The 25,167-nt window shown below is 52.7% G+C and carries 20 protein-coding genes; 17 read left to right on the top strand and 3 right to left on the bottom strand.

Features of this window, described 5'->3' with window-relative positions:
* Positions 1-325 precede the first annotated feature (325 nt).
* Positions 326-2,398 carry a beta-galactosidase gene (locus tag ACZF99_RS22760; protein WP_483607222.1) on the top strand — a complete coding sequence of 691 codons (2,073 nt, stop codon included), beginning with the start codon at positions 326-328 and terminating at the stop codon, positions 2,396-2,398.
* Between the two features lie 63 nt (positions 2,399-2,461).
* Here the strand turns inward: ACZF99_RS22760 and ACZF99_RS22755 are convergent, their stop codons facing one another.
* Entirely contained in the window at positions 2,462-3,532 is a 1,071-nt protein-coding gene (locus ACZF99_RS22755; protein ID WP_483607221.1) for a GntR family transcriptional regulator, read from the bottom strand.
* A gap of 561 nt (positions 3,533-4,093) precedes the next feature.
* Between ACZF99_RS22755 and ACZF99_RS22750 the strand changes: the two genes are divergently transcribed.
* The 13 genes from ACZF99_RS22750 (at position 4,094) to ACZF99_RS22690 (ending at position 21,249) form a co-directional block, all read left to right on the top strand.
* Positions 4,094-4,798 carry a carbohydrate ABC transporter permease gene (locus ACZF99_RS22750; RefSeq protein WP_483607220.1) on the top strand — a complete coding sequence of 235 codons (705 nt, stop codon included), beginning with the start codon at positions 4,094-4,096 and terminating at the stop codon, positions 4,796-4,798.
* A gap of 16 nt (positions 4,799-4,814) precedes the next feature.
* Entirely contained in the window at positions 4,815-5,648 is an 834-nt protein-coding gene (locus ACZF99_RS22745) for a carbohydrate ABC transporter permease (protein ID WP_483607219.1), read from the top strand.
* Positions 5,649-5,680: 32 nt separating this feature from the next.
* Entirely contained in the window at positions 5,681-7,111 is a 1,431-nt protein-coding gene (locus ACZF99_RS22740; RefSeq protein WP_483607218.1) for an ABC transporter substrate-binding protein, read from the top strand.
* A gap of 17 nt (positions 7,112-7,128) precedes the next feature.
* Positions 7,129-8,904, top strand: coding sequence for a glycoside hydrolase family 2 protein (locus ACZF99_RS22735; protein WP_483607217.1), 1,776 nt, complete (start codon positions 7,129-7,131; stop codon positions 8,902-8,904).
* Positions 8,905-8,908: 4 nt separating this feature from the next.
* Entirely contained in the window at positions 8,909-10,678 is a 1,770-nt protein-coding gene (locus tag ACZF99_RS22730; protein WP_483607216.1) for a glycoside hydrolase family 2 protein, read from the top strand.
* A 203-nt stretch (positions 10,679-10,881) separates the two neighbouring features.
* Entirely contained in the window at positions 10,882-11,856 is a 975-nt protein-coding gene (locus ACZF99_RS22725; RefSeq protein WP_483607215.1) for a glycoside hydrolase family 43 protein, read from the top strand.
* A gap of 279 nt (positions 11,857-12,135) precedes the next feature.
* The gene (locus ACZF99_RS22720; RefSeq protein WP_483607214.1) at positions 12,136-13,881 is read left to right on the top strand and encodes an extracellular solute-binding protein; all 1,746 of its coding nucleotides are present in this window, start codon (positions 12,136-12,138) and stop codon (positions 13,879-13,881) included.
* Between the two features lie 123 nt (positions 13,882-14,004).
* Positions 14,005-14,976 carry an ABC transporter permease gene (locus ACZF99_RS22715; protein WP_068783572.1) on the top strand — a complete coding sequence of 324 codons (972 nt, stop codon included), beginning with the start codon at positions 14,005-14,007 and terminating at the stop codon, positions 14,974-14,976.
* 14 nt (positions 14,977-14,990) lie between these two features.
* Positions 14,991-15,926, top strand: coding sequence for a carbohydrate ABC transporter permease (locus ACZF99_RS22710; protein WP_483607213.1), 936 nt, complete (start codon positions 14,991-14,993; stop codon positions 15,924-15,926).
* Between the two features lie 8 nt (positions 15,927-15,934).
* On the top strand, positions 15,935-17,350 hold the full coding sequence (locus ACZF99_RS22705) for a family 43 glycosylhydrolase (RefSeq protein ID WP_483607212.1): 1,416 nt from the start codon (positions 15,935-15,937) through the stop codon (positions 17,348-17,350).
* Between the two features lie 90 nt (positions 17,351-17,440).
* Complete coding sequence (locus ACZF99_RS22700; protein WP_483607211.1) at positions 17,441-18,379, top strand: ArsR/SmtB family transcription factor; 939 nt, start codon at positions 17,441-17,443, stop codon at positions 18,377-18,379.
* Positions 18,380-18,611: 232 nt separating this feature from the next.
* On the top strand, positions 18,612-20,366 hold the full coding sequence (locus tag ACZF99_RS22695; RefSeq protein WP_483607210.1) for a glycoside hydrolase family 2 protein: 1,755 nt from the start codon (positions 18,612-18,614) through the stop codon (positions 20,364-20,366).
* 22 nt (positions 20,367-20,388) lie between these two features.
* Positions 20,389-21,249, top strand: a complete 861-nt coding sequence (locus tag ACZF99_RS22690; RefSeq protein ID WP_483607209.1) for an MBL fold metallo-hydrolase — start codon at positions 20,389-20,391, stop codon at positions 21,247-21,249.
* 264 nt (positions 21,250-21,513) lie between these two features.
* Here the strand turns inward: ACZF99_RS22690 and ACZF99_RS22685 are convergent, their stop codons facing one another.
* Positions 21,514-22,491, bottom strand: a complete 978-nt coding sequence (locus ACZF99_RS22685; protein WP_483607208.1) for a helix-turn-helix transcriptional regulator — start codon at positions 22,489-22,491, stop codon at positions 21,514-21,516.
* A gap of 127 nt (positions 22,492-22,618) precedes the next feature.
* Here ACZF99_RS22685 and ACZF99_RS22680 point away from each other — a divergent pair, with 127 nt between their 5' ends.
* Positions 22,619-23,512 (top strand): SDR family oxidoreductase, encoded by an 894-nt coding sequence (locus ACZF99_RS22680; RefSeq protein WP_483607207.1) that lies wholly within the window; start codon positions 22,619-22,621, stop codon positions 23,510-23,512.
* A gap of 152 nt (positions 23,513-23,664) precedes the next feature.
* Positions 23,665-23,793, top strand: coding sequence for a hypothetical protein (locus tag ACZF99_RS22675; RefSeq protein ID WP_483607206.1), 129 nt, complete (start codon positions 23,665-23,667; stop codon positions 23,791-23,793).
* Between the two features lie 266 nt (positions 23,794-24,059).
* Here the strand turns inward: ACZF99_RS22675 and ACZF99_RS22670 are convergent, their stop codons facing one another.
* Positions 24,060-24,500, bottom strand: a complete 441-nt coding sequence (locus ACZF99_RS22670; protein ID WP_483607205.1) for a DUF2500 domain-containing protein — start codon at positions 24,498-24,500, stop codon at positions 24,060-24,062.
* Positions 24,501-24,774: 274 nt separating this feature from the next.
* Between ACZF99_RS22670 and ACZF99_RS22665 the strand changes: the two genes are divergently transcribed.
* Positions 24,775-25,143 (top strand): hypothetical protein, encoded by a 369-nt coding sequence (locus tag ACZF99_RS22665; RefSeq protein ID WP_240271038.1) that lies wholly within the window; start codon positions 24,775-24,777, stop codon positions 25,141-25,143.
* Positions 25,144-25,167 lie beyond the last annotated feature (24 nt).

Genomic DNA, 25,167 nt, shown 5'->3' with positions numbered 1-25,167 from the left:
TCATTCATGGTTGTGTTGAACGACCTAACGACCTAACGGCATAACGACATAATGATCTAATGACCGTTTGGGCGTGCGAACTGCAAAAGTGCATTTGATTTTCGGGGAAATCTCCTCTTTAAGCGAGCGAAATGCATAAGTGCATCTGGTTGAAGGCGATTGAGGCAAAAAGGGACTGTGGCTTGAAAATAGGATGCACTTTTGCATTTGAAGGGCCACAACCGGGGCGTGACGGGGAAAATCAACTGCACATTAGCATTTCGCGGCAAGTGGGAATCCAATATACTTCAATATAGATACGAAACGAAATGGAGAGGACGATTCCATGAGAACAAAACCGATGAAATTCCCGCCAATCAGCGACAAATTGCCGGTCTTCATGCATGGGGCCGACTATAATCCCGACCAATGGCAACATGATCCGCAGGTGCTGGCTGAAGATATCCGCTTAATGAAGCTGGCCCATTGCAACGTGATGGCCGTCGGCATCTTCTCTTGGGCTTCGCTGGAGCCGGAAGAGAGCGTCTACCGCTTCGAATGGCTGGACCGCGTGCTGGACACGTTTGCCGAGAACGGTATTTACGCCTGGTTGGCGACGCCAAGCGGCGCCCGGCCGGCCTGGATGTCGGAGAAGTATCCGGAGGTGCTGCGCGTCGAGAAGAACCGCGTGCGCAACCTTCACGGCATGCGTCATAACCATTGCTTTACATCCCCTGTGTACCGGGAAAAAGTAACGCAGATGAATACCCGACTGGCGGAGCGCTACTCCGCTCATCCGGCGGTAGTTGGCTGGCATGTGTCCAACGAGTACGGTGGAGAGTGCCACTGCGACTACTGCCAGGACGCCTTCCGCGCCTGGCTTAAGCGGAAATACGGTTCGCTCGAAGCGCTGAATCGCGCCTGGTGGACTTGCTTTTGGAGCCATACGTACACCTCCTGGTCGCAGGTGGAGTCCCCGGCGCCGCACGGCGAAATGATGGTGCACGGGCAGAACCTCGACTGGCGCCGGTTCGTGTCGGACCAGACGATCGATTTTTACAAGCATGAAATCAAACCGCTCAAACAAATCAACCCGGAGCTGCCGTGCACAGTCAACATGATGGACCTGTTCTACGGGCTGGATTACCGCGAGTTTGCGAAAGCCGTGGACGTGATTTCCTGGGATGCCTACCCCACGTGGCATGAGGCCGACTCCGACGCTGGCGTTGCTTCCTGGTTTGCCTTCAATCACGACTTGTTCCGCTCCTTGAAGCACAAACCGTTTATGCTGATGGAGAGCACGCCGTCCCTGACCAACTGGCAGCCGGTCAGCAAGCTGAAACGTCCGGGCATGCACAAGCTGTCCTCGCTGCAGGCGGTAGCCCACGGCTCCGATACGGTGCAATATTTCCAATGGCGGAAAAGCCGCGGCTCCAGCGAGAAATTCCACGGCGCGGTCATCGACCACGTTGGGCATGAGCATACGCGCGTGTTTGAGGACGTCGCATCGCTGGGCCAAACGCTTGCTGGATTAACGGAGGTGCTCGGTACCACCGTTCCGGCGGAAGCAGCGATCCTGTTCGATTGGGATAATCGCTGGGCGATCAACGATGCACAGGGGCCCCGCAACAAGGGGATCCATTATGAAGAGACCGTCATGCAGCAGTATCGCGCCTTGTGGGAGTTGGGCGTGCCGACGGATGTCGTCGGCTCGTTTGACGACTTCGGCGGCTACAAGCTGTTGGTGGTGCCGATGGCTTACCTGCTCCGCGAGGAAACCGGAGCCAAGCTGGAGCAGTTTGTCAAGGACGGCGGCACCTTGTTTGTGACATATTGGTCGGGCATCGTTGACGAGAACGACCTGTGCCATCTGACCGGCTTTCCGGGACCGCTGCGCAAGACGCTGGGCGTGTGGGCCGAAGAAATCGACGGCCTGCATGACCATGACCGCAACGCGTTAATTCTGGAAGGCGGGAATCCGCTGGGCTTCAGCGGGACGTATGAAATTCATGAGTTGTGCGAGCATATCCACGCGGAAGGATCTAAGGTGCTCGGCGTCTACCGTGACGATTTCTACGCAGGCAAGCCGGCCTTGACGGTGAACGAGCTGGGCCAAGGTAAAGCGTATTATTTGGCCGCCCGCGTCAGTGAACCGGCCTTTTACGAAGCGCTCTACGGCAAGCTGGTTCAGAACACCGGCGTACGCCGGGCGCTGGATGCCGACCTGCCGGCGGGAGTAACCGCGCAGCTGCGGACGGACGGCCAGCACGAATACGTCTTCGTGCAGAATTTCTCCGGCCGCGCGGCCCGCGTCGAGCTGGACGGACGAAGCTATACCGATGTCGAAACCGGCCGTGCGGCGGATTCCGCGATCGAGCTGCCGGTCAACGGGATCGCCATTTTGAAGCGTGAGGTTTAGCGTGGTTTAGTAGGTGAAAGAAATAAACCCTGATTTCTGCATGTGAAGAAATCAGGGTTTTATTTATTGCTGCTCTTGCATAAGGCCGGCCGACATCTTCTTCCTGTCCTTCAAATAGAGCTTTACGGGTTCAAGATGATGTTGTGGAGAATCCTGGCCGTCCAGTTGGTTTTTCAACAATTCAACGGTTTTGCGGCTGATCTCCTCCGTGTTCTGGGCCACATAGGACACACCGGGCAATTCCGGGTTGTCGAAGGTCACAAGTTCGATTTGATCCAGTAAATGCCGACTGCTTAAGTATTCGTAAACATTATTGGCTAGTTGGACATTTACGGTGAAAATGGCGGTTATGTGCTCCTTGTCTCTTAAAAAATCAGCAATTTTCCGTTTAGCCTGATTTTGTTGAAGGACCTGCAAATCAAGCGTGCACCACAAGGTTTTGTCGATCGGGAAGTGGTGCTTAAGAAAAGCCTTTTCATAGCCAGCGGCCCGATCTTCCGTGACCGAGTTCGTGATTTCCGGCGAAATGTAGGCAATATGCCGGTGTCCTTCGGACAATAAATAGTCGATCGCGTCAAAAGTTCCCTGCATGTTATCTGAAGTCACACTGGCCATACGGATATTTTTGAAAAATCTATCCACCAGGACAACCGGAAATTTATCGAACGCCAGTTGAATGATGGTCTCGTTATAGTTCTCCGCTTCGGTTGGGAAAATGATCAGGCCCTTTACGCCAAAATCCAGCAATTGGCGGATGGCCTCGGTTTCCCGCTCGACAGACTCCCGCGTAATCCGCAGCAAAATTTGAAATCCTTCCTCGTAGGCATATTTTTCAATATAGTTCAGCAGTTGTTGATCAATTCGAGTTTTCATGCTGGGGAAGATCACCCCGATAATCATCGGATGGGCCGGGGGAAGGCGAGCATGGTCCCATTGAAGGGAAACGAAGGTCCCCTTGCCTTGAATCCGTTCAACCCAGCCCTCTTCAGCAAGGCCAATCAGCGCGTTTTTGGTCGTAATCTGACTGACACGATAAAGTTTGGAAAGTTCTTTCTCCGATCCGACTCGATCCCCGGGGCGCAATACGCTCAGCCGAATTTGTTCCTTGATCTTCTCCTGGATTTGTTTATACAATGGCTGCTCCTTGGTCAATTCTCGCTCACATCCAACTAAAATTAGTATACTAAGTTAATTATATAGTTAATGCAAAGAAGTGTCCACAAAAATTGGAAGTCACACATTTATATTAACTTTCTGGATAGAAGTCGTGATAAGTAGGAGGTTTTTTTGGTACCGTAAACTTTATACTATATTTAGTATATGATAATTTATTTATATATACTAATATGAATTCTACAAAGGGTTTGAATGGTCCTGCCTCGAACCTTGCATGTTTTTCACTAGGAGGTGGCACAGTACGTTAAGCAGTACAAACCTAACCTGCGGGGAAGGAATTCAGCAATGGAAAGCGCAACAGAAAGGGGTGAGGGGATTTATATGAAAGCGGATACAGGGCGCATGAAAAAACTTTCAGAGAGAATGCTGCCCTATATTTTCATTAGCCCCGCCGTATTACTAATCACTTTATTGGCTATAGTGCCTTTGCTTTACTCCGTATACATCAGCATGCTGAACTATAACCTTTCATTACCAAACAGCATGATCAAGTTTGGGGGATTGGAAAACTACCGATATATGTTCAGCAATGGTCCGTTTATGAAGTCGATCGGGTGGACGCTGGTGTTTACCTTCTTCACGGTGGCTATAAACGTAACGTTAGGCATGGTGCTGGCGCTGATTTTGAATAATGAGAAAGTCAGCAGGCAGACAAGGATTTTCAAAAGCCTATTTATTTTACCGATGATGCTGGCTCCCGTCGTGTCGACAACGATGTGGAAGATCTTGTTTGGTGCCATTTACGGCCCGATCAATTATTTAATCCAGTCACTCGGGCTGGAAGCGGTCTCCTGGACGGGAGAAACGCTGCCGGCAAAGATCGCCATTATTATCATCGATGTTTGGGGCTCCACCCCATTTTGTATGCTCATCTTGATCGCAGCTTTGCAAACGGTGCCAAAGGATATCTATGAAAGTGCATATATCGACGGGGCTACCCGCTTCAAGACGTTCTTTAAGATTACACTGCCTCTGATTCGGAATTTTATAGCGCTGGTCGTTTCGTTGCGGGTGATGGACGCTTTGAAGATATTCGATTCGATCATGATCTTGACGGACGGTGGGCCAGGGGACTCGACAGAGACGATGGGAACGATGATTTACAAGACAGCGTTTCGTTATATGAACGTTGGGGCAGGGTCTGCCGGAGCGTTGATCTTCTTTGCGATCATCGTCGTCGTCACGCTGTTATTTCTGAAAGTGCTTCGTAACGAACGACAATAGAAAGGGGGGGAGAACTATGAAAAAGCATTATGCCGAAAAAAGCGCGCTCTACCTGCTGTTGCTGCTATTCGTCGTCCTGTTTTTGTTTCCCATCTATTGGGCTGTGACGACGTCGTTCAAGTCGGTGGGCCAAATCATGAAAGTACCTCCTGAATTATTTCCCTCCCAATGGGGATTAGGGAACTATGTCGAGGTCTTTACGGAGCATCAAATCGGAACGTATTTTCTGAACAGCTTAATCGTCGCCGTAACGACAACGGTATGCACTTGTTTCGTTGCCACATTTGCCGGCTACGGATTTTCGCGGTTCAGGTTCAAAGGCAAAGCCTTTTGGCAATATGCCATTATCGTCATGCGGATGGTTCCCGGGCTCGTGTTTATCATCCCATACTATATTATTTTTCAAAAACTAGGAATTCTCGACACGCTGTTTGGGCTCATTATCGTTTACATTACCGCCTCGCTGCCATTGGCCATCTGGCTGTTTATGGGCTTCTTTGATGAGTTGCCGACCGAGATGTTTGAAGCGTCCCGCATTGACGGCTGCAGCGAATTCGGCACCTATTGGAGGATCGCCTTGCCTTTGATCGTGCCAGGGATCGTCGTAGCTTCCATTTTGGTATTCCTGGCGGCCTATAATGAGTTCAGCTTGTCGCTGGTTCTCGTATTCACGGATCAAAACAAGACGCTTCCGCTTGGGATCAGCGGCATGATTCAACTGCAGAAGGACACGCCGTTCGGCACCTTGGCTGCTGCGGGCACCATCGCTTTCATACCGGCCCTCATTCTTGCGTTAACGACGCAAAAATACGTCCAAGCCGGGATTACCGCCGGAGCAGTCAAAGGTTAAAAAAAGAATATACTTTCTAGGGGGAACTGAAGATGAGAAGAAAGTGGAAACTGACGATGGCGTGCTTATTGGCATCCACACTGGTGCTTGGGGCATGCGGTGCGAAAAAGGATGAGGCCGCAGCGCCGAAAGGCGAAGGAGATATCAAAGAAATCACGGTGCAGGCCCCTGACGTGCTTGGGATCAAGTTGGAAGATCTGAACGGTGGAGGAACACTGGGAGGGCAATACGAAGGACAAAAGATTATAGTTGCCACAAGAGCGGGTGATTTTGCGGACGCTTTGAAAAATGCCGCCCAATATTTTGAACAAGCTTCGGGCGCGAAGGTGGAAGTCCAAAGTTTTCCGGCAGGAACCGACGTGGAGAAAATCCAGCTCGACCTGAATACAGGAAATCACTTTGATGCCGTTTTGATGCCGGTGGCTAACGTGCACGGTTATGCGGAAGGTGGACTGATCCAGGATTTGCAGCCTTATGTTGATTCCATCGGAAGCCCTAATTTAGATTTGGAGGACTTTATTCCAAGCTTGTTGGAGAGCTATGGCAAATATAAAGGGAAGTTGGTTGCTTTCCCGTACAAGCCGGATTCGCAGCTTTTCTTCTATCGTAAAGACCTGTTCGAAGACCCGGAGATCCAGAAGCAGTATAAGGAGAAAACAGGGAAAGAGCTGGCGGTGCCAACTACAGTTGAGGATTTCCTGACGACGGCCGAGTTCTTCACGCAGAAATATAATCCCGATTCTCCGACCCAATACGGGTATAGTTCTATGGCATCCAAGACCAACAGCCGTTTGATCTGGCAAAACCGGTTGGCGGCATTCGGCGGGAAAGACGTTGATGAAAATTTCAAACCGGCATTCAATAACGAAGCGGGCCTGAAAGCCATGGAAACGATGCTTGAGTTACGCAAATATGCTCCGTCGGAATGGCTTCAATTAGGATGGGATGAAGCTAACGCGTTGTTCGCCAGCGGCGAGGTGGCCATGATGGAACAATGGCCTGGGCTGTTCAGCACAATCGAAGGCGAACACTCGAAGGTCAAAGGGAAGGTTGGTTTTGGTGTTACGCCAGGAGGGTCGCCGACGATGGGCGGTTGGGCGATCGCGATGACGAATACGACCAAGTATCCCGAAGCGACCTATAAATTCCTGGAATACGTTACCTCGAAAGACGGGGAATTGTTGAAAATCGGATACACCATGGATCCGACCCGGACATCCAATTATGAACGTCCGGAAGTGATGGCTTCCAATCCGATGTATTCGGCCCTGCTGGAATCCTTATCGGCGGCTAAAATTCTGGTCGATCCGGACGTACCGTTTGTCTCATCGAAGTTGAACGATATTATGGAGAATGCGATTCAGGCGGTTCTAAGGGATTTCCTAACCCCGCAAGAAGCGCTGGATCAAATGGAGAAGGAATTTGAAAAAGAAATTAATTATGTTGGCTTGGGGCAATCATGAGGGGAGATGCAAACAGCATGAACGGCATAAATCCGCGCGGGGAATACCCGCGCCCCCAGTTTGAGCGGGATTTGTGGCTAAGCTTAAACGGGGAATGGCAATTTCAGTTTGACGATCAACAGGTCGGGATAACTGAAGGGTGGTATAGGGATAAGGAGTTGGAACAAACGATCCGTGTGCCTTTCTGTTATCAAAGCGAGTTAAGCGGAATCGGCGTTACAGAATTCCACGATACCGTATGGTATAAGAGAACGATCGATATTCCCGAGGAAATGAAGGGAAAGCGGATCATTTTACACTTTGGAGCGGTGGATTATGCTTCTACGGTTTGGGTGAATGGCCAGATGGTGGTAACCCATGAAGGGGGACATACCCCGTTTAAGGCGGACATCACCCATGCGCTGAAGGAGTCCGGTTCAAACACAATCACGTTGCGTGCTCAAGATTTCAGCAAGGACGTCACCTTGCCGCGCGGCAAGCAATACTGGAAGGAACAATCCGAACTGATCTTTTATACTTCGACGACAGGAATTTGGCAGCCTGTATGGATAGAGGCGGTAGCGCCGATACATTTGCGCCAGGTGTATTATTATCCGGATATCGACCGGAATGAAATCGGGATCCATTACGCTCTGGAGGGCTGGACGGAAAAGGCGGAAATCACGCTGCAGACCGTCATTTCCTTTGAGGGAGAAACGCTGGTTGCCGACGAATGCAAGATGACAGCCCCGGAGCAGAAGCGACGGATCGAACTGCATGATTTCAACGACCATGGCATGGGACGATGGTGGAGCCCGGAACATCCGAATCTGTATGAGGTGGAATACCGGGTGTTCGTTAACGGCGAATGGCTCGATTCAGTCCGCAGCTACTTCGGGATGCGCAAGGTATCCGTGGACAGCGGCAAGCTGTGTCTGAATAACCGTCCGTTTTATATGAAGGCCGTTCTGGATCAAGGTTACTTTCCGGGCGGGATCTTAACGGCCCCGTCCGACGAGGACCTGCGACGCGATGTGGAGCTGACTAAGCGCATGGGGTTCAACGGCGTCCGGAAACATCAGAAGATCGAAGATCCACGCTTTCTGTATTGGTGCGACAAATTGGGGCTCGTCGTTTGGGGCGAGGCTGCCAACGCCTATGCTTTCAGCGAGAATTATGCGAAAAGGTTTACGGCCGAATGGGCCGAAGCCATTCATCGCGATTTCAACAGTCCTTCGATCATCACTTGGGTGCCGCTGAATGAAAGCTGGGGGATCCCGAACGTAAAGGTGGACGAGCAGCAACGTCAGCATGCCATCGCGATGTACCACTTCACCAGATCGCTGGATCCGACGCGGCTGGTTATTTCCAACGACGGTTGGGAGCATGCGCAATCGGACTTGTGCACGATTCATGACTATCGGTGGGATTACGAGGATTTAACCCAAAAATACAGCCGGATTGAAACGGCGCTCGACGCTCCGCAAAATCGGGATATGTATGTGAAGGGCTACCGCTATGAGGGTCAACCTGTATTGATGACGGAATTTGGCGGAATTTCGTTTCAGACTGGAGTTCAGAGCGGTTGGGGGTACTCGGGAGCCAGCGATCTTAAGGATTTTGAACAGCGGGTGAAGGCCGTCATTCAGGCCATGCACGATTCGCCGTTAATCCAAGGCTACTGCTATACGCAGCTAACCGACGTGGAGCAAGAAATCAACGGGTTGCTAACCTTTGATCGCGTACCGAAACTTCCTTTGGATACGATCCGGCGATTTAACGAAGGGAAGTTTGGACCAGAGGAGGAGTTATAACTACATGACAGAACCTAGATCGGAATATCCGCGTCCGCAATTTGTCAGATCATCGTGGCGCAGCCTGAACGGATCGTGGTCGTTTGCGTTTGATGATCGAAATCTCGGGGTTAAGGAGAAGTGGTATCAAGGGGCAGCGGAATTTTCAATGGAAATCAACGTGCCCTTTTGTTATCAAAGCGAGCTTAGCGGCATCGAGGACAAAGGGGTGCACGAGCGCGTCTGGTACGAGAAAACCTTTACGATCCCTGATGAATACGCGGGGAAACGGGTGATTGTGCATTTCGGTGCAGTGGATTACGAGTGCCGGGTCTGGGTGAACGGCATGCCGGCAGGCAACCATCGAGGCGGTTTCTCTTCCTTTTCATTCGACATCAGCGACCTGATTGCCGGGAAGGACAACCGGATCACCGTGATGGCTCGGGATGATTTGCGGGATTTGACGATTCCCCGGGGCAAGCAGTACTGGAAGGCCAAGGGAGAGGTGATGTGGTTTACGAACATGACCGGGATTTGGCAGTCCGTCTGGCTTGAGTTTGTGGATGACGTTTATTTGGAAAAGGTTCGATTCACGCCGCATCTGGATACGAATGAAATCGAAATTCAAGCCTTTATTGACGGCTGGGATGAACGGTATCGGATCGAATTGGAAACGCGTATCGAATTTGCCGGAGAAGTGATCGCTGAAGAACGCAGACGCCTCCTTGCCGGAACCGAAAGCTGGCGCGTCAATCTGCGGGATTTTAACGATCACGGCCTGGGTCGGTGGTGGTCGCCGGAGAAACCCAACCTGTACGACGTTCGTTTTGAGCTTAAAGTGGACGGGCAGACGGTGGATCTAGTTGACAGCTATTTCGGAATGCGCAAAATCTCGGTCGATGGCGGGAAGCTATGCCTGAACAACCGGCCTTATAAGATGAAGCTCGTGCTTGATCAAGGCTATTTTCCCCAAAGCCTGTTGACGGCCCCGACGGAAGAAGCGCTGCGCCGTGATGTCGAATTGTGTAAGGAAATGGGATTCAACGGAATGCGTAAGCATATGATGGTGGCGGATCCACGATATCTGTATTGGTGTGACAAGCTAGGCGTGTTGGTTTGGGGAGAAATGGCGGCCGCCTATGTATACAATGAGCTGTATGCCTATCGAATGATCGAGGAATGGAAAGAAGTCCTCGAGCGCGATTACAATCATCCCTCCATCGTCGTTTGGGTTCCCCTGAATGAAAGCTGGGGAGTTGCGGATATCTATTACAACGAGAAACAGCAGCACCATGCGCAATCTCTGTACCATATCACGAAATCGGTTGATTCTACGAGATTGGTGATTTCCAATGACGGGTGGGAGCATTGCAAATCGGACTTATGTACGGTGCATGATTATTGTAGAGACCCTGAGATATTGGAGCGGCGATACTCGAGCATTGACCATATCCTTGCCGATATGCCGGGGCTCGAGGGGCGTAAGTTCATCTATAACCCGGGATTTTCCTATCAAGGCGAGCCGGTGCTGTGTACCGAATTCGGGGGAGTCAACTACCATGTCGAGCCAAGCTCGCCTGTAGTGGAGCCGAAAGCGGAGAACGATGAGCAGTTTATTGCCCAATTGGTTGATGTGATTCATCCCTACGTGTCTTCCCAACTGATTCAAGGGTATTGTTACACGCAATTAACGGATACCGAAACCGAAATTTGCGGCTTGTTGACCTGGAATAGGGAGCCCAAGATCCCGTTAGAGGTTATTCGGAAAATGAACGAAGGATATCGTGAATTTTAATAGCTGAGAGGACTGAAGTACCGTCACAAAAAGCTTATGTCACGCCAAGGGAGCGTTGGCATAAGCTTTTTTGTGCCGCTCTCTATGAAAACGTTGACAATCGCCCCATAAGGGATTATGGTGATGAAAACCAAATAAAATGTTTGTAATAAAACAAAGTTTTATTGTGATTTTAGACCTATTTTATGTTTAGGAGGATGAGTATGGAGTCAAAAACATTTGCGAATCCGATTTTGTCAAACGGTGCCGATCCTTGGGTGATTCGGCATCCCAACGGAAGTTATTACATGACAGTTACCCTGGGGGATCGCATCGCCCTTTGGCATAGTCAAACGCTGAGCGGCCTCGGTCAGGTTGAACCGAAGACGGTATGGGTTCCTGAGCCAAACGGGCCTTTTCCCCGCAATTTATGGGCGCCGGAGCTGCATTGCATCGATGGGCGCTGGTACATCTACTATACGGCGAACGACGGCGGCGGGGACGAGACAAGGCGCGTGTGCGTACTCGAGCTCGCGGGCGATGATCCGATGATTGGCGAGTGGAGGTTTAGAGGCGCCGTGAATACGGAATTTCCGGGGCTGGACGGAACCGTGATCCGGCATCGGGGGGAGTTGTATTTCTTCTACTCCGGGTACGGCCATTTTCCCGATTACGGCTCGGCGATTTACGCGGCCCGCATGACCGATCCGTGGACCTTGACGGGTCCGAATGTGCTGATTACGGCCCCGACGGAATCGTGGGAGAAGCAGGGCGGGATGGCGATTAACGAAGGGCCCGTCTTCTTGCGGCGCAACGGGTGGATTTTTCTCGTTTTTTCGGCGAGCGCCACGTGGTCGGACGATTACTGTCTCGGCATGACGATGATCCCGGAAGCCGCGGACCTGCTTGACGCAGAGTCCTGGATCAAACACGACGGACCGGTCTTCGCCAAGCATCCGCCATCCGGCGTGTACGCCCCCGGACATAACAGCTTTACCGTGTCCCCGGACGGCACCGAAGACTGGATCGTCTACCACGCTTACGATTATTCCGAAGCGCATCGGCAACGCTCGGCCGGTTCACCCCGCAGCACAAGAATCCAAAAATTTGCCTGGAAAGCGAACGGGATGCCGGATTTCGGGATACCGACCGGCATTGGCACGCCAATTCCGCGGCCCGCAGAGGAAACGAATAAGTGAAATTAGTTACAGCTTTTTTGAAACTAACCGTTTGATCTGCCATACCATATGAATTCATTAAAGAAAATTAAAAATCAGTTAAATGAAAGCGTTGACATCAGGTTGACTCGGGATTATAATCAACGCAAAGATACAAAATTATTGTAATAAAACAATAATGTTGGTTTTTGGGTGTTTACGCGATGTTGGAGGGGGCTGAACCGATGCGAAAGGGGCGATGAGAAGGAGCGATGATATCGGGGGTTCGTTGAGTTTGAGATTAATTTATGGGAGGATCCTATGAACAACAAATCGAAACGTATCTTTGGTTTTCTCTTCGTGATGATTCTTGCGGTCTCGATGATTGCGGCGTGCAGCGGGGGCGGTTCGAACAATGCTTCCCGGAACGATACCGCCGAGAATGCGCCCGAAGAGCCGCAGAGCAACAACAACACGACGTTTACGGATATCAGCGCGGACATCCGCGGGAATACGGCGCCCACTCCGGAGCAAATCAATGAGATCAATACCACGCTGAACGATACTTATTTGGGCGATATTTTTGACGAGAAAATTCCGAACGACTACTCCGCTTATCCTTTCAAAGGGGATGTGACGCTGGATGTTTGGATGCCCGCCAACCGCAATATTCCGGATATGAACAACCACGCCATTCAGAAGCAAGTGGAGAAATTGACGGGGATCAAGGTCAACTTCATCACCCCGCCGGTAGGGCAGGAAGCGGATGCGTTCACCTTGATGATTTCTTCCGGTGACTTGCCCGACATCATCATCGAACCCGGCCGATATCCGGGAGGTTTAGAGGCGGGCGTCAACGACGGCGCGTATTTGGATCTGACCGATTTGATGGAGAAGAACGCTCCGAACTACACCGCCTGGCGGAATTCCGACGAGACGAGAAGAAAAACGACGGTGACCGATAGCGGCAAGCTGCTTGGTTTCTACGGCATTGCCCCTTATTCGGAATGGATGTGGTTCGGCATGCTGGTCAAGCAGGAGGCGCTGGACAAAACGGGGCTTCCGGTGCCGGAAACGATTGACGAGTGGCATGCGTTCCTGACCAAAGCCAAGGAAGTCGGTTACAGCGAACCGCTGAACTACGGGTCGAACTATGGCCAGATTTTCACCGGCATTTTGAACGGCGCCTACGGTGTTTGGGACTGGACGTTCTTGGATAATAACGGCAAGGTGGCCTGGGGCCCGGCTCAACCTAAAGCGAAAGAATATTTGGCCATGATGCAGCAATGGAACAAAGAAGGGCTGCTGAACAAAGACTGGGCGACCGCCGACTTCAACCAAAGAATGTCCAGCGCGATTTCCAGCAAGACCGCAGTCATGATGGATTCTCCCGATACGATGTGGAGCTACTGGAAAGAGCAGAACAATATCGACTTTGTCGGAGCGCTGAATCCGGTGCTGAACAAAGGGGACAAGGCCGCGACGACGTATAGAAACTTCAAGCGTACAGGGACCGAAGCCGCGGTCACGACCCAGGCCGATAACGTTGAAGCGGCGATGGCCTGGCTGGATTTCGCCTACACGAAAAAGGGCTGGGAAATCTATAACTACGGCGAATACGGTACGGTACATCTGATCGATGAGAACGGCAAGCCTTATTATCCGGAAAATAGCTACATGTACAACGATCCCGACGGCCAACCGGTGGCCGTTGCGCTGGATAAATACCGCAGGCACAGCTGGCCGAACATTCGCGACGAACACAATTCCAATGCGCTGATCGTGGCCAAAGGCAGCTATTCCGGCGATATCAGAAAGGTTTGGACCGAGAACATGGATGCGAGCCCGGCCATGCCTCCGATTTCGTTTACGAAAGAAGAAGCCTCGCGGGAAGCGGAGTTGGGCAACCAGTTGTCCACGCTCCGAGGCGAATATTTCGCCAAAATCATCAAAGGCGAGCTGCCGGTAGATGCTTATGACAAGTTCCTGGATGAAGCCAAAAAGATGGGGCTGGACGAATTCCTGAGCATTCATCAGGCGGCGTTGGACCGTTATAACAACAGATAATCGCAGGACGGACAGCCTGAGGAAATGCGCGATAGATAACGAGGGTGACCGGGTGTTAATAAGCCTTGGGCCCCTCGTTATTGTTTCAGAGAATTCGGAATAAGAAGAGTAGGTGATTCGTTCATGGAGATCGTCCGTAAATCAAGTCAAATCGATCCTTCCGCCGGGGTTCCGAAGCCTAAAAACACGAAAAAGACGATTCAAAAGGATCTGAAGAAGAATTGGTTCGTCTACTTGCTGGCCATTCCGGTGGTCGCTTGGTTTCTCGTCTTTTGTTACGGCCCGATGTGGGGCGTTCTCATTGCCTTCAAAGATTACAAGCCGCTGCTTGGATTCGCCGAAAGCGACTGGGTCGGATTCAAGCACTTCATTGATTTCTTTCAGGGACCGTACTTTTGGAGAGTTATCAAAAATACGCTTCTCCTCAATGTATGGGGTATCGTTTTCGGGTTCACGGCCCCGATTATTTTGGCGTTAATGCTCAACGAAATCCGCGACGGGAAATTCAAAAAATCCGTACAAACGATCACGTATATGCCCCACTTTATTTCCTTGGTGGTCGTCTGCGGGATCATTCATATCTTCACGGCGGATGAAGGCGTCGTGACGCAAGTCGTGCAGTGGATTACGGGCAAGGAATACACTTCGCTTCTCGGGTACTCCTCCTTTTTTAGGCCGATTTACACGTTCTCCGGCATCTGGCAGAACATCGGCTGGGACAGCATTATTTATTTGGCCGCGATGAGTTCGATCGATCCGGCCCTGTATGAGGCGGCAGAGATTGACGGCATCGGCAGAATTAAAAAGATGTGGTACATTACGCTGCCGCAAATTACCCCGATCATCGTCATCTTGTTCATTTTCGCGATAGGCGGACTGATGGCATCCGGATACGAGAAAATCATTTTGCTATACAACCCTCTCACTTACGATACGGCCGACGTTATCGCCTCTTACGTTTACCGCAGGGGGTTAAGGGAGGCCAGTCTCAGCTTTTCTACCGCGGTCGGCTTGTTTAGCGCCGTGATCAACTTTGCGCTGCTTTGGGCGACCAATCGGATCGCCAGACGCACATCGGAAGTGAGCTTATGGTAGAAAGGGGGGCGACCATGTCCAGTCGAAAGCTAAGAAAACATCGTCGGCACTGGAAGCCGAAGACGACCGGGGATCGCATTTTTGACGCAATGAACTACACTTTGCTGACGGCCATAACCTTGATCTGTTTTTATCCGCTGCTGCATATTTTGCTTGCTTCCGTCAGCGACCCGACGGCCCTTATGGCGCATAGCGGAATCTTGCTGAAGCCGCTCGGATTCACGTTGGATGGATATAAGCTGGTTTTTAAAGACAACAGCCTGCTGGTCGGTTACAGAAATACGATCATCTATGTGGGACTAGGTACGCTGCTCAATATGGTCATGACCATTATGGGGGCCTTCGTCTTATCGAGAAAAGATTTGTATTTCAAAAATTTCATCATGATTCTGATTACGATTACGATGTTCTTCGGCGGCGGGTTGATTCCGTGGTTTTTGCTGATGAAGGACCTCCATTTGTATAACAATCTATGGGCGATGATACTGCCGACGGCTTTAAGCACGTGGAATATCATCATTTTAAGAACGAGCTTTCAGGCGCTGCCGGCCGAACTGGAGGAAGCGGCCACCATTGATGGCGCAAGTCAGGCCGCCATTTTGATCCGGGTGATTCTGCCGCTGTCCAAGGCTACTTTGGCGGTGATTTTCCTGTACTATTTAGTGGGGAATTGGAACTCCTGGTTTAACGCGATGGTGCTGCTGAAGGATCGGGGGCTGTTCCCGCTGCAGCTGTTAATGAAAGAAATTTTGGTCGCCAACGATTCCACGGCAACGACGATCGGCAGCGCGGGCGGCGTCGTGATCGACAGTGCCCAGAGCTCCACCGCTTTCCGGGAGCTGGTGAAGTATTGCGCAATCGTCGTTTCCACCGTGCCGATTTTGGTGGTTTATCCGTTCTTGCAGAAGTATTTCGTCAAAGGTGTCTACGTCGGATCGATTAAAGGATGAGTTTTGGGATGGAAAAGAAAAAGATGGGAAAAGCGCTGCTGCCCGCCGTTTGTCTGTTGCTCCTGTCGCAGGTGGGATGTGCCGGTTCCGGCGCCGACGGCGCGGATCGGGGCGATTTCTACAACCTCTTGATGCAGGATGGGGCAGATCCTTGGGTTTACAAGCATACGGACGGATATTATTACTTCACGAAGACGACCGGCGGCGACGTCACGGTCTGGAAATCCGCCGCTTTGACGGGCGTGGATGCGGCTCCCCGGAGGGTGATTCCGACGGGCGGCCACGGCATCTGGGCTCCCGAGCTTCATTATATCGACGGGGCCTGGTATATCTATTACGCGATGGATGACGGGGACAACGTGAATCACCGCATGTACGTGATGGAGAATACTTCGGCCGATCCTACCCAAGGCGTGTGGAAGCAAAAAGGGCAAATCACGGATTCGACCAATCGATGGGCGATCGACGGCACCGTCCTGCAGTTGGGCGGACAGCTGTATTTTATTTGGTCCGGTTGGGAAGGGGATGTCAATGTCCGTCAAAATCTGTACATCGCGCATATGAGCAACCCTTGGACGATCGACTCGGAACGCGTGGAAATTGCCCGGCCGACCCATGCCTGGGAAACCAATCATTCCCCGCATGTGAATGAAGGTCCGCAGGTGGCGGTTCGAAACGGAACCATTAATCTCGTTTATTCGGCGAGCGGAAGCTGGACGAACGATTATTGTCTGGGGTTGATCACGGCGGACGTGACCAGCGATTTGCTGAATCCCGCTTCCTGGCACAAGAGGGATGAGCCGATTTTCGTCTCCGGCAACGGATTGTACGGTCCGGGGCACCATTCTTTCACTACGTCTCCCGACGGTACGGAGGATTGGATCGTTTATCATGTGGCCAAATACAAGGATGCCGGCTGGAGCCGGGAAGTGCGGACGCAGCCCTTTACTTGGAAGGAAGACGACACCCCGGATCTCGGGGTTCCCGTCGACCCGAACGTACCGCTGCCCCTGCCTTCCGGGGAGGCGCGCCGCACTCGCTATGAAGCGGAGAAGGGGACGCTCGGCGGCGGGGTGACCGCGCTGACGAGTTCTTCGGCCTCCGGGGGGAAGAAGGCGGGGCGTTTCGAGGCCGAGGATAGTTATGCGGAGTATTCCGTCCGGGCGGCGGCGGGAGAATATTTATTGCTGGCAAGAACTGCGAACGGGAACGCTGCCGGCGAGGTGTCTTACGTTGAATTAAGCGTCAATTCGGGAATGACCGTTACGCTCGCCGTTATCGCAAAGGGGTGGGATAACTGGGGATTGTCCACCGCAAGAATCCGTCTGGAGGACGGGATGAACAAGCTGCGGTTCGCCAAGGATCGCGGGGAGTTGGAGCTGGATTTCTTCGATATTGTGCCGTTGATGCTCCCGGGAAAATGATAAAATTTATGAATATTGATTTATTACAGCTTTTTGTAGTAAAGTCAAGAAAGAAAGATCATTTTCTGGGAATATGATACGGAGGTTCCTATGCTGGAAGTCGGTATACACGAGCCGGATAAGCTCGTTCAAGTGGCTCACGCTCTCTCTACGCGCTCCCGCGTGGATATTCTTCGCCTGCTCAATACGCGGAGCATGAATATCATTGAACTTGCCGAGACTTTAGGGCTGCCGGTGTCCACGGTGGCGAATAATGTCAAGGTGCTGGAAGCGGCCAAGCTGATCAATACGGAATTGCTGCCGGCCGTCCGCGGAGCGATGAAGGTGTGCAGCCGCAATTACGATGATATTCTCATTTCGCTGAACACGAGCATCCGGACGTCAAAGGATGGGATGAAGTTCTACGAGGTTGAAATGCCGATCGGGCATTACAGCGATTGCGAGGTTCATCCTACGTGCGGCATGGCGTCCAGCGAAGGGATGTTGGTTAGGGAAGACGAGCCGGCCAGCTTCTACCATCCTAAGCATGTAGCGGCGCAGATTTTATGGTTTCGCAAAGGGTATGTGGAGTACCAATTTCCGCTGGAAGTTCCGCAGAATGCGAGAATCCAGTCGCTGGAGCTGTCGATGGAAATGTGTTCGGAGGCGCCGAATTACGACAATGACTGGCCTTCGGACATTTCCGTCTGGGTCAATGGCGTCGAGATCGGCATGTGGACGAGTCCCGGCGACTTCGGGGATCGGCGCGGCGCGTTGAATCCGGCCTGGTGGGAAGATTGGATGACGCAATACGGCTTATTGAAAACTTGGCGAGTTGACCACGAGCGCACGACGTTGGACATGCAGAAGGTCTCCGAGATTACGATAAACGATCTGCGGATCGATCAGCGGCCAAGCTTGCGCGTGCGAATCGGCGTCAAGCCGGAGGCGATCCACAAAGGCGGCGTAAATTTGTTCGGGAAGCAGTTTGGCGATTACGACCAGGATTTGCTCCTCCAAGTCGCGTACACGCTGGATGACGAAGCGTAATCCGCCCGGCGAAAGGTGTGAAAACCATCGTTCCTCTTTGGATCGATGGTTTTTTCGTTTTCGGTTCGTTTAATTACAAAAAGTTCGGAAAATAAAAAATCACCTGATATATCCAAGGGATACGAAGTGAAAGCGTTGACAAAACGAGGGTTCGAGGATATATTTAGCTTAAATAATACAAAAATTATGTATTAAAACAAAAAGTCTATCGTAGATCAAAAGGAGCGGAAAAATGACAAATCAGCATTTGCGCAGCGAATACCCTCGTCCCCAGTTTGTCCGCGACGCGTGGGTGAATCTGAACGGAGAATGGGAGTTTGAATTTGACGACCAAGGCGCCGGAGAAAGAGAGGCTTGGTATGCGGGGCATGAGTTCACCCGGAAAATCAACGTGCCTTTCTGTTATCAGAGCAAGCTTAGCGGAATCGGCGAAACGGCCGTGCATGACCAGGTCTGGTACCGGAGAACGTTTACCGTCCCGGAAGACTACAAGACGGGACGCTTGCTGCTGCATTTCGGCGCCGTCGATTACGAGGCGAAGGTTTGGGTGAACGGCCAACTGGTGGCGATGCATGAAGGCGGACATACGTCGTTTACTGCCGATGTCACGGACGTGGTCGGCGAAGGCGAGAATACGCTTGTCGTGAAGGCAACCGACTACAGCCGCGACGTCTCCCTGCCGCGGGGCAAGCAATATTGGGAGGACCAGTCGGCGGGAATCTTCTACACGCGGACGACCGGGATTTGGCAAAGTGTCTGGCTTGAGCCGGTGCCAAAGACGCGGATCGATCGGATTCGGCTGATCCCGGACATCGACAAGAACGACATCGGACTCGAGGTGTTCTTGTCGGGGTGCGGCACACCGGTCAAAGCCAGCTTGAAAGCCGTTATTACCTTTAACGGTGAATTCGTCGCCGAGGATTGCTTCTCTTTAAGTCAGGAGTCGGGACGCCGCCATATTCACCTCGACGATTTTAACGATCATGGGCTGGGGCGCTGGTGGACGCCGGAGCGTCCGAATTTGTACGACCTGGAGCTTACGCTGCTGGTTGACGGCGCGGCGGTCGATACGGTCAAAAGTTATTTCGGAATGCGCAAAATTTCCATAGAATCCGGCAAACTGCACTTAAATAATCGTTCCTATTATATGAAAATGGTGCTGGACCAAGGTTATTTTCCGGACGGCCTGCTGACCGCGCCAAGCGATGACGACTTGCGCCGGGATGTGGAGCTGGTGAAGGCAATGGGGCTGAACGGGGTGCGCAAGCATCAAAAAATCGAAGATCCCCGTTACTTCTATTGGGCCGACAAATTGGGCTTGCTGGTATGGGGGGAGATGGCCAATGCCTACCGGTTTACCGAGCCTTACGTCGCCCGGGTGACCCGGGAATGGATGCAGGCCGTCGAGCGGGATTTTAACCATCCCTGCATCGTCGCTTGGGTCCCGCTCAACGAAAGCTGGGGCGTGACCAATATCCTGATCGACAAGCAGCAGCAGCACCATGCGCTGTCGCTGTACCACCTGACCAAATCGCTGGATCCGACGCGGCCGGTCATTTCCAATGACGGATGGGAGCTGGTCGCGACCGATCTCGTTACGATCCACGATTACGAATGGCGCAGGGAGGTGCTCGCCGAGCGGTATGCCGATGTCGAAACGGCCTTGTCCGCACAGCCCGGCAACCGGATGATTCTCGTGCCCGGCTTCCCTTACGAGGGACAGCCGATCCTCGTCACGGAGTTCGGCGGGATCTCTTTTAAGGTGAATGAATGGGAAGGCTGGGGATATTCGGGTGCGGCGGACCAGGAGGATTTCTCGCTGCGGCTGCAGAATGTAATCGTACCGATGCTGCAATCTCCGGTGGTTCAAGGCTTTTGCTATACCCAGTTTACGGATGTGGAGCAGGAAATCAACGGCCTGCTGACGTATGACCGCAAGCCGAAGCTGCCGCTGGAAACCATCCGTTCGATTGTGGCGGGATCCTAAGAGTAAGGAGTACCTGAACGAAATGACGGAACATCATCGAAAAGGCGCCGCATTGATCCGGGAAATCGCCCGGACGGAAGCCCCTTACGGAACGCTGGCCGTCTGGTATCTCGGCCAGGAGAGCGTGATCGTCAAAGGGGAAGGAATCACGGTTTACGTGGACCCTTATGTATCGGGCGATCTGGACGGCGGCGATTGGCGGCGCGCATTCCCCGCGCCGATTGCGCCGGAAGAGATCCAAGGCGTCGATCTATGCCTGATTACGCACGAGCATGACGATCACATGGACGCCGGGACGTTGCCTTGGCTGCACCGGAACAGCCCGGCGGCGCCGATCGTAGCGCCGGCTTGCTGTATGCCGGCATTGCGGGAGATGGGGATATCGGCATCCGGGCTCGTTGCCGCGGACGACCGGCAGCCGTTGGAGCTGTTCTCCAAGCTGCGATTGACGCCGATTGCGGCGGCCCATGAGCAACTGGAACGGGATGCGGACGGCTCTCCCCGTTATGTCGGGTACGTCCTGGAGCTAAACGGCGTGACGCTCTACCATGCCGGAGATACGCTGGTTTATCCGGGTTTGATCGATCGCGTCGGTGCTCTGAAGCCGGACGTTGCCTTGCTGCCGATCAACGGCAGAGACTACTTCCGGCAGCAGCGCGGAATCGTCGGCAACATGGATTACCGGGAAGCGGTGCACTTCGCCCGGGAAATCGAGGTGGATACCGTAATCCCGCTGCATTATGATCTGTTCGCGGTGAATGCGGAGAAGCCGGGCCATTTCGTGGATTATGTGTATGAGCATTTTCCCGAGCAAAAAGTCCATGTCATGGCACGGGGCGAGCGCCTCGTCTACGTATCGCCGCGCGCTTTCCTGCAGGATTAACCATATAAAAATAGTCGGCCGGAAGTTTTCATTCCGATCGGCTATTTTTATTAGCGGGATGGATGGTGTGTTGGGGTCCTCGCTGGGTCTCTTTGCTCCATTATCCCTTTCGTTAAGGGGGAGGCTAGGGCGGGGACCGAGCCGGTCTTATAATTTCGAATCGATCCCGAAACCAATCTGATTTTCTTCTCTTCGCCATCTGATCCAAAGGGATAATCATGCAAAGCGTCCGGCCAGGGAGGGTTTGCCCAAATGCCCAAGACGTTAACCGTCAAGGGGCAGTGGGCCCTCATACAACGCGAGAATCGCCCGGAGTTCGGCCAGGACCCGTTCCCGCAGCTCCGGCGGCTCCAGCACCTCCATCTCCCGGCCGCCCGCCAGGATCACGCCGCTCGCCCAGTCCAAGGTTTGGAGGTCGACCTCCGCCTGAATCCGACCTTGGTTGTCCGGTCCTTCCGTATGCAGCACCTTGATGAATCGTTCCTTATGCAGCCGGTTCAGCCCGGCTTCGGTCGTTCGTACCCGGGCGACATAGCGGGGCAACTCGGATTTGAAGCGGGCGGTCGATTGTTCCCAATACGCCGCCAAATCGAATCCGTCCGGCCGCACGAACGTCTCGTCCCGCAGGCGGACTTCCTCCAGCCGGGAGATGCGGAACGTGCGAAATTCGCTGTCCGGTTCCTGCTCCGCCGCCAAGTACCATACGTTGCGTTTGGCGATGAGTCCCAGGGGCCGCACGATGCGCTGGACGACCTCGGCTTCCTTGCGGTAGCGGATGTCCAGCTTTCGCTCGGTCCATACCGCCTCCTGCACGGCGGACAGCCACGGGAAAGCCTCCTTCGGGGCATGCCAACCGGCCCCGTCGAGATGGATGCGCTCGCGGATCAGCTCGGCGTCCTGCCGAACCGGCGCGGGGGCGGCCGCCAACAGCTTTTGGTAAGCGGCCTGAAAATCCCCCTGAATCCCGAGATCCTTCAACAGCTCGTTATGGTTCGTCAACAGCAGCGAGACGATTTCCTCCGGCCGCATGCCGGTCAGATTCGTCCGATAGCTGTCCGCCAGCACCCAGCCGCCGCGGGAGCCGCGCTCCGCGTACACGGGGATGCCCGCCGCGCTCAACGCCTCGATGTCCCGGGCGATCGTTCGCTCCGAAACCTCCAGCAGCTCGGCCAGTTGGCGCGAGCTCATTTTTCCCTGGTTTTGCAGCAACAGCAGTAGATTCAGTAATCGGTCCGCGCGCACGAGATTCCCTCCCTCCAACTTTTTGGTTCAGTGGAATGATTATATCACGGATATAAGACAATAGATGTCATATATAGTTTGTTATTCTACAATGGCACGTGCGAAATTCAAGCGGGAAAGGATGCGAATGAAAACCATGGACAAGAAACCATTGGCGGGAAAAGTGGCCGTTGTTGCCGGGGCGACGCGCGGTGCGGGCCGGGGCATCGCCGTCATGCTGGGGGCGGCCGGGGCGACGGTTTATTGCACCGGACGGAGCGTGCGGGGAGCGGCGTCGGACATCGGCCGGACGGAGACGATTGACGAGACGGCGGAGATGGTGACCGCCCGCGGCGGAATCGGGATCGCCGTCCGTACGGACCATACCTCGCCGGAGCAGGTCAAAGCTTTGTTCGAGCGAGTGGACAAGGAACAGGACAGGCGCTTGGACATTTTGGTGAACGACATTTGGGGCGGCGAGAACCTCACCCATTGGAATGCGCCGTTCTGGGAGCAGCCGTTGGCCGACGGACTGCTGATGCAGGAGCGGGCCGTCCGAACCCACCTCATTACCAGCTACTACGGGGTGCCGATGATGATCAGACGGAAGGAAGGTCTGGTCATCGAAATAACTGACGGTTCGACCTACAATTATCGGGGAAATGTCTATTACAGTTTGGCCAAAATCTCGCCGATCCACCTGGCCGCCGCTATGGCCGAGGAATTGAAGGCGCATAACGTGACGGCATTGGCGGTGACGCCCGGATTTTTGCGGTCCGAGCAGATGCTGGATTACTTCGGCGTCCAGGAATCCAATTGGCAGGACGCTATTAAGAAGGAGCCGTTATACGCCGAATCCGAAACGCCGTATTTCGTCGGGCAGGCGGTGGCTGCCCTGGCGGCCGACCCGAACGTCCGCGATAAAGCCGGCCGAGCGCTGACGAGTTGGGAGCTGTCCGACGAATACGGGTTCATCGACATCGACGGTCGCAAACCGCATTGGGGCAACTTCGCGCGCGAACGGGGGCTGCCGGTGAACTGAGCAAACGACTGAATACGCGGATTGGAACCGGGCCTGCGCAAAAGAAGCGCGAGTGTGAGGAAGTTTCTCCCGCCACTCGCGCTTTTGGATATATGCGGCTACTCGACCGGTTGCCACAGACGTGCGGAGTAATGGGGGATGGCCCGGATGTCGTGGAATTTCGCAATCTCCACGCCTTCGAACTGTTGCGGCAGGCGGCGGCGGAGCTCGCCGGGGATGTCGGTTTCGACAGCCCGTTCTCGTCCGGTTATGGGCAATCGCAACAAGCGGAGAAAGATTGAAATAGCGTTATGCCTTAACCTTATTGGGCCTAATTGAGCGTCAACCGCGTGCAATAGAGTGAATAAATCACCTTAATCCATAGGTGGGGTGCGGATAAGCGGCTTTTTGGAGTAAATAGAGTGATGAAATGTTCCTATTTCTCAATGCTAGCTATTTTTCTGCGAAATTAGGTGATTTTATCGCGCTATTCTAGCAAGCGAAGAGGTGTCCCAAGATCATCCTTGGAACACCTTCTTTTTCTGGTGCCTCATGCATAGAGGCAGAGTTAGCAAGTACCGCCGCTTGGACGCGGCGCCGTATCGCGCTCGAACGCTACAATCCAGTCGCCCTGGACGGCGGCATAACCGATATCGCCTTCGGCGACGAGGCCGTACAGATTTTTCACGTCCAAATATTCCTGACGGCTGCCGTTATCAAACTCCAACGTGATGTAATAGTAGGTCCGGGAGGACGAGCGGTGCATCGCGTTATTCTCGTTCATGTGACTGGAGCTGCGCCGCACGTCCATCCGCTTAGAGACGATCCGCGCATATCTCGTGTCCCTCGGCGAGCGGGCGTTCTTGGCGTAACGAACCCCATTGGAAATCATCAGCACGATGAAGATGACAAAGATAATGACCATAAAAACGGGGACGATCGTAAACATGATATCGCCGCCGCTCGCGAAGCCGCCTCCGCCAAACGGAGAAGGATCGAATCCGCCCATATGCTCCGCCTCCTTTGTTTTGACCAACAACGTAAGGCCGCCGACTGCGTGCGCCATCCATTGTTCTTTCGTTCTTCCTTATATACGCGGAAAGGGAAAAATTGTTTCAGTGGCTTTGTTTCGGTTGCTCTGCAAGGTGCATTGCAGAGAATTAGTGAAGCACGATGCAAATTGTAAAATATGTAAAATTTCAGTAAATATATGGAATATGGTGAAATCATAAGGTAAAATATGGATGTGGCCACAACAAAAAAGAAAAGGAGTAGATTGCGTTATGAAAAATCTATTAAAAAAATCGTTTGCTACGCTAGGATTGACAGCCTGTTTAGTAGGAGCTATTTCTTCGGTAGCATCTGCGTCAATCACTTGGGACTCTTGGGCAGATTGGACAGGAGTTGGGGCAATTGCAGATGTACATGCATACACTGCTCAAGCAAATGAACCTTATACTTACCAAATCACTGTTGCAGCTAGTCTTAGTAATGGCGACTACAGATTTGTACCTAAGAATCCAGCATCTTCGACTGATAGAGTTAGTCTTTTTTTCACTTCTAGCAGTCCAGTTAGCAGTGGTACTTCATATCATGAGTGGATCACGACAGATGGTGGTACCCCAATTACTAAAAGCATTCGATTTCAGTAAGACCATTTTTAAAATATAACATCT

The sequence above is a fragment of the Paenibacillus sp. JL3B1040 genome, from assembly GCF_057063165.1.
The sequence above is the reverse complement of the archived record's forward strand: the minus strand, read 5'-3'. Positions and strand labels throughout refer to the sequence as shown.

Excerpts from the sequence above, each read along its gene's own strand:
- ACZF99_RS22760 (WP_483607222.1), top strand. The coding sequence starts at position 326 with ATGAGAACAAAACCGATGAAATTCCCGCCAATCAGCGACAAATTGCCG.
- ACZF99_RS22750 (WP_483607220.1), top strand. The coding sequence starts at position 4,094 with ATGTTCAGCAATGGTCCGTTTATGAAGTCGATCGGGTGGACGCTGGTG.
- ACZF99_RS22745 (WP_483607219.1), top strand. The coding sequence starts at position 4,815 with ATGAAAAAGCATTATGCCGAAAAAAGCGCGCTCTACCTGCTGTTGCTG.
- ACZF99_RS22740 (WP_483607218.1), top strand. The coding sequence starts at position 5,681 with ATGAGAAGAAAGTGGAAACTGACGATGGCGTGCTTATTGGCATCCACA.
- ACZF99_RS22735 (WP_483607217.1), top strand. The coding sequence starts at position 7,129 with ATGAACGGCATAAATCCGCGCGGGGAATACCCGCGCCCCCAGTTTGAG.
- ACZF99_RS22730 (WP_483607216.1), top strand. The coding sequence starts at position 8,909 with ATGACAGAACCTAGATCGGAATATCCGCGTCCGCAATTTGTCAGATCA.
- ACZF99_RS22725 (WP_483607215.1), top strand. The coding sequence starts at position 10,882 with ATGGAGTCAAAAACATTTGCGAATCCGATTTTGTCAAACGGTGCCGAT.
- ACZF99_RS22720 (WP_483607214.1), top strand. The coding sequence starts at position 12,136 with ATGAACAACAAATCGAAACGTATCTTTGGTTTTCTCTTCGTGATGATT.
- ACZF99_RS22715 (WP_068783572.1), top strand. The coding sequence starts at position 14,005 with ATGGAGATCGTCCGTAAATCAAGTCAAATCGATCCTTCCGCCGGGGTT.
- ACZF99_RS22710 (WP_483607213.1), top strand. The coding sequence starts at position 14,991 with ATGTCCAGTCGAAAGCTAAGAAAACATCGTCGGCACTGGAAGCCGAAG.
- ACZF99_RS22705 (WP_483607212.1), top strand. The coding sequence starts at position 15,935 with ATGGAAAAGAAAAAGATGGGAAAAGCGCTGCTGCCCGCCGTTTGTCTG.
- ACZF99_RS22700 (WP_483607211.1), top strand. The coding sequence starts at position 17,441 with ATGCTGGAAGTCGGTATACACGAGCCGGATAAGCTCGTTCAAGTGGCT.
- ACZF99_RS22695 (WP_483607210.1), top strand. The coding sequence starts at position 18,612 with ATGACAAATCAGCATTTGCGCAGCGAATACCCTCGTCCCCAGTTTGTC.
- ACZF99_RS22690 (WP_483607209.1), top strand. The coding sequence starts at position 20,389 with ATGACGGAACATCATCGAAAAGGCGCCGCATTGATCCGGGAAATCGCC.
- ACZF99_RS22680 (WP_483607207.1), top strand. The coding sequence starts at position 22,619 with ATGAAAACCATGGACAAGAAACCATTGGCGGGAAAAGTGGCCGTTGTT.
- ACZF99_RS22670 (WP_483607205.1), bottom strand. The coding sequence starts at position 24,500 with ATGGGCGGATTCGATCCTTCTCCGTTTGGCGGAGGCGGCTTCGCGAGC.
- ACZF99_RS22665 (WP_240271038.1), top strand. The coding sequence starts at position 24,775 with ATGAAAAATCTATTAAAAAAATCGTTTGCTACGCTAGGATTGACAGCC.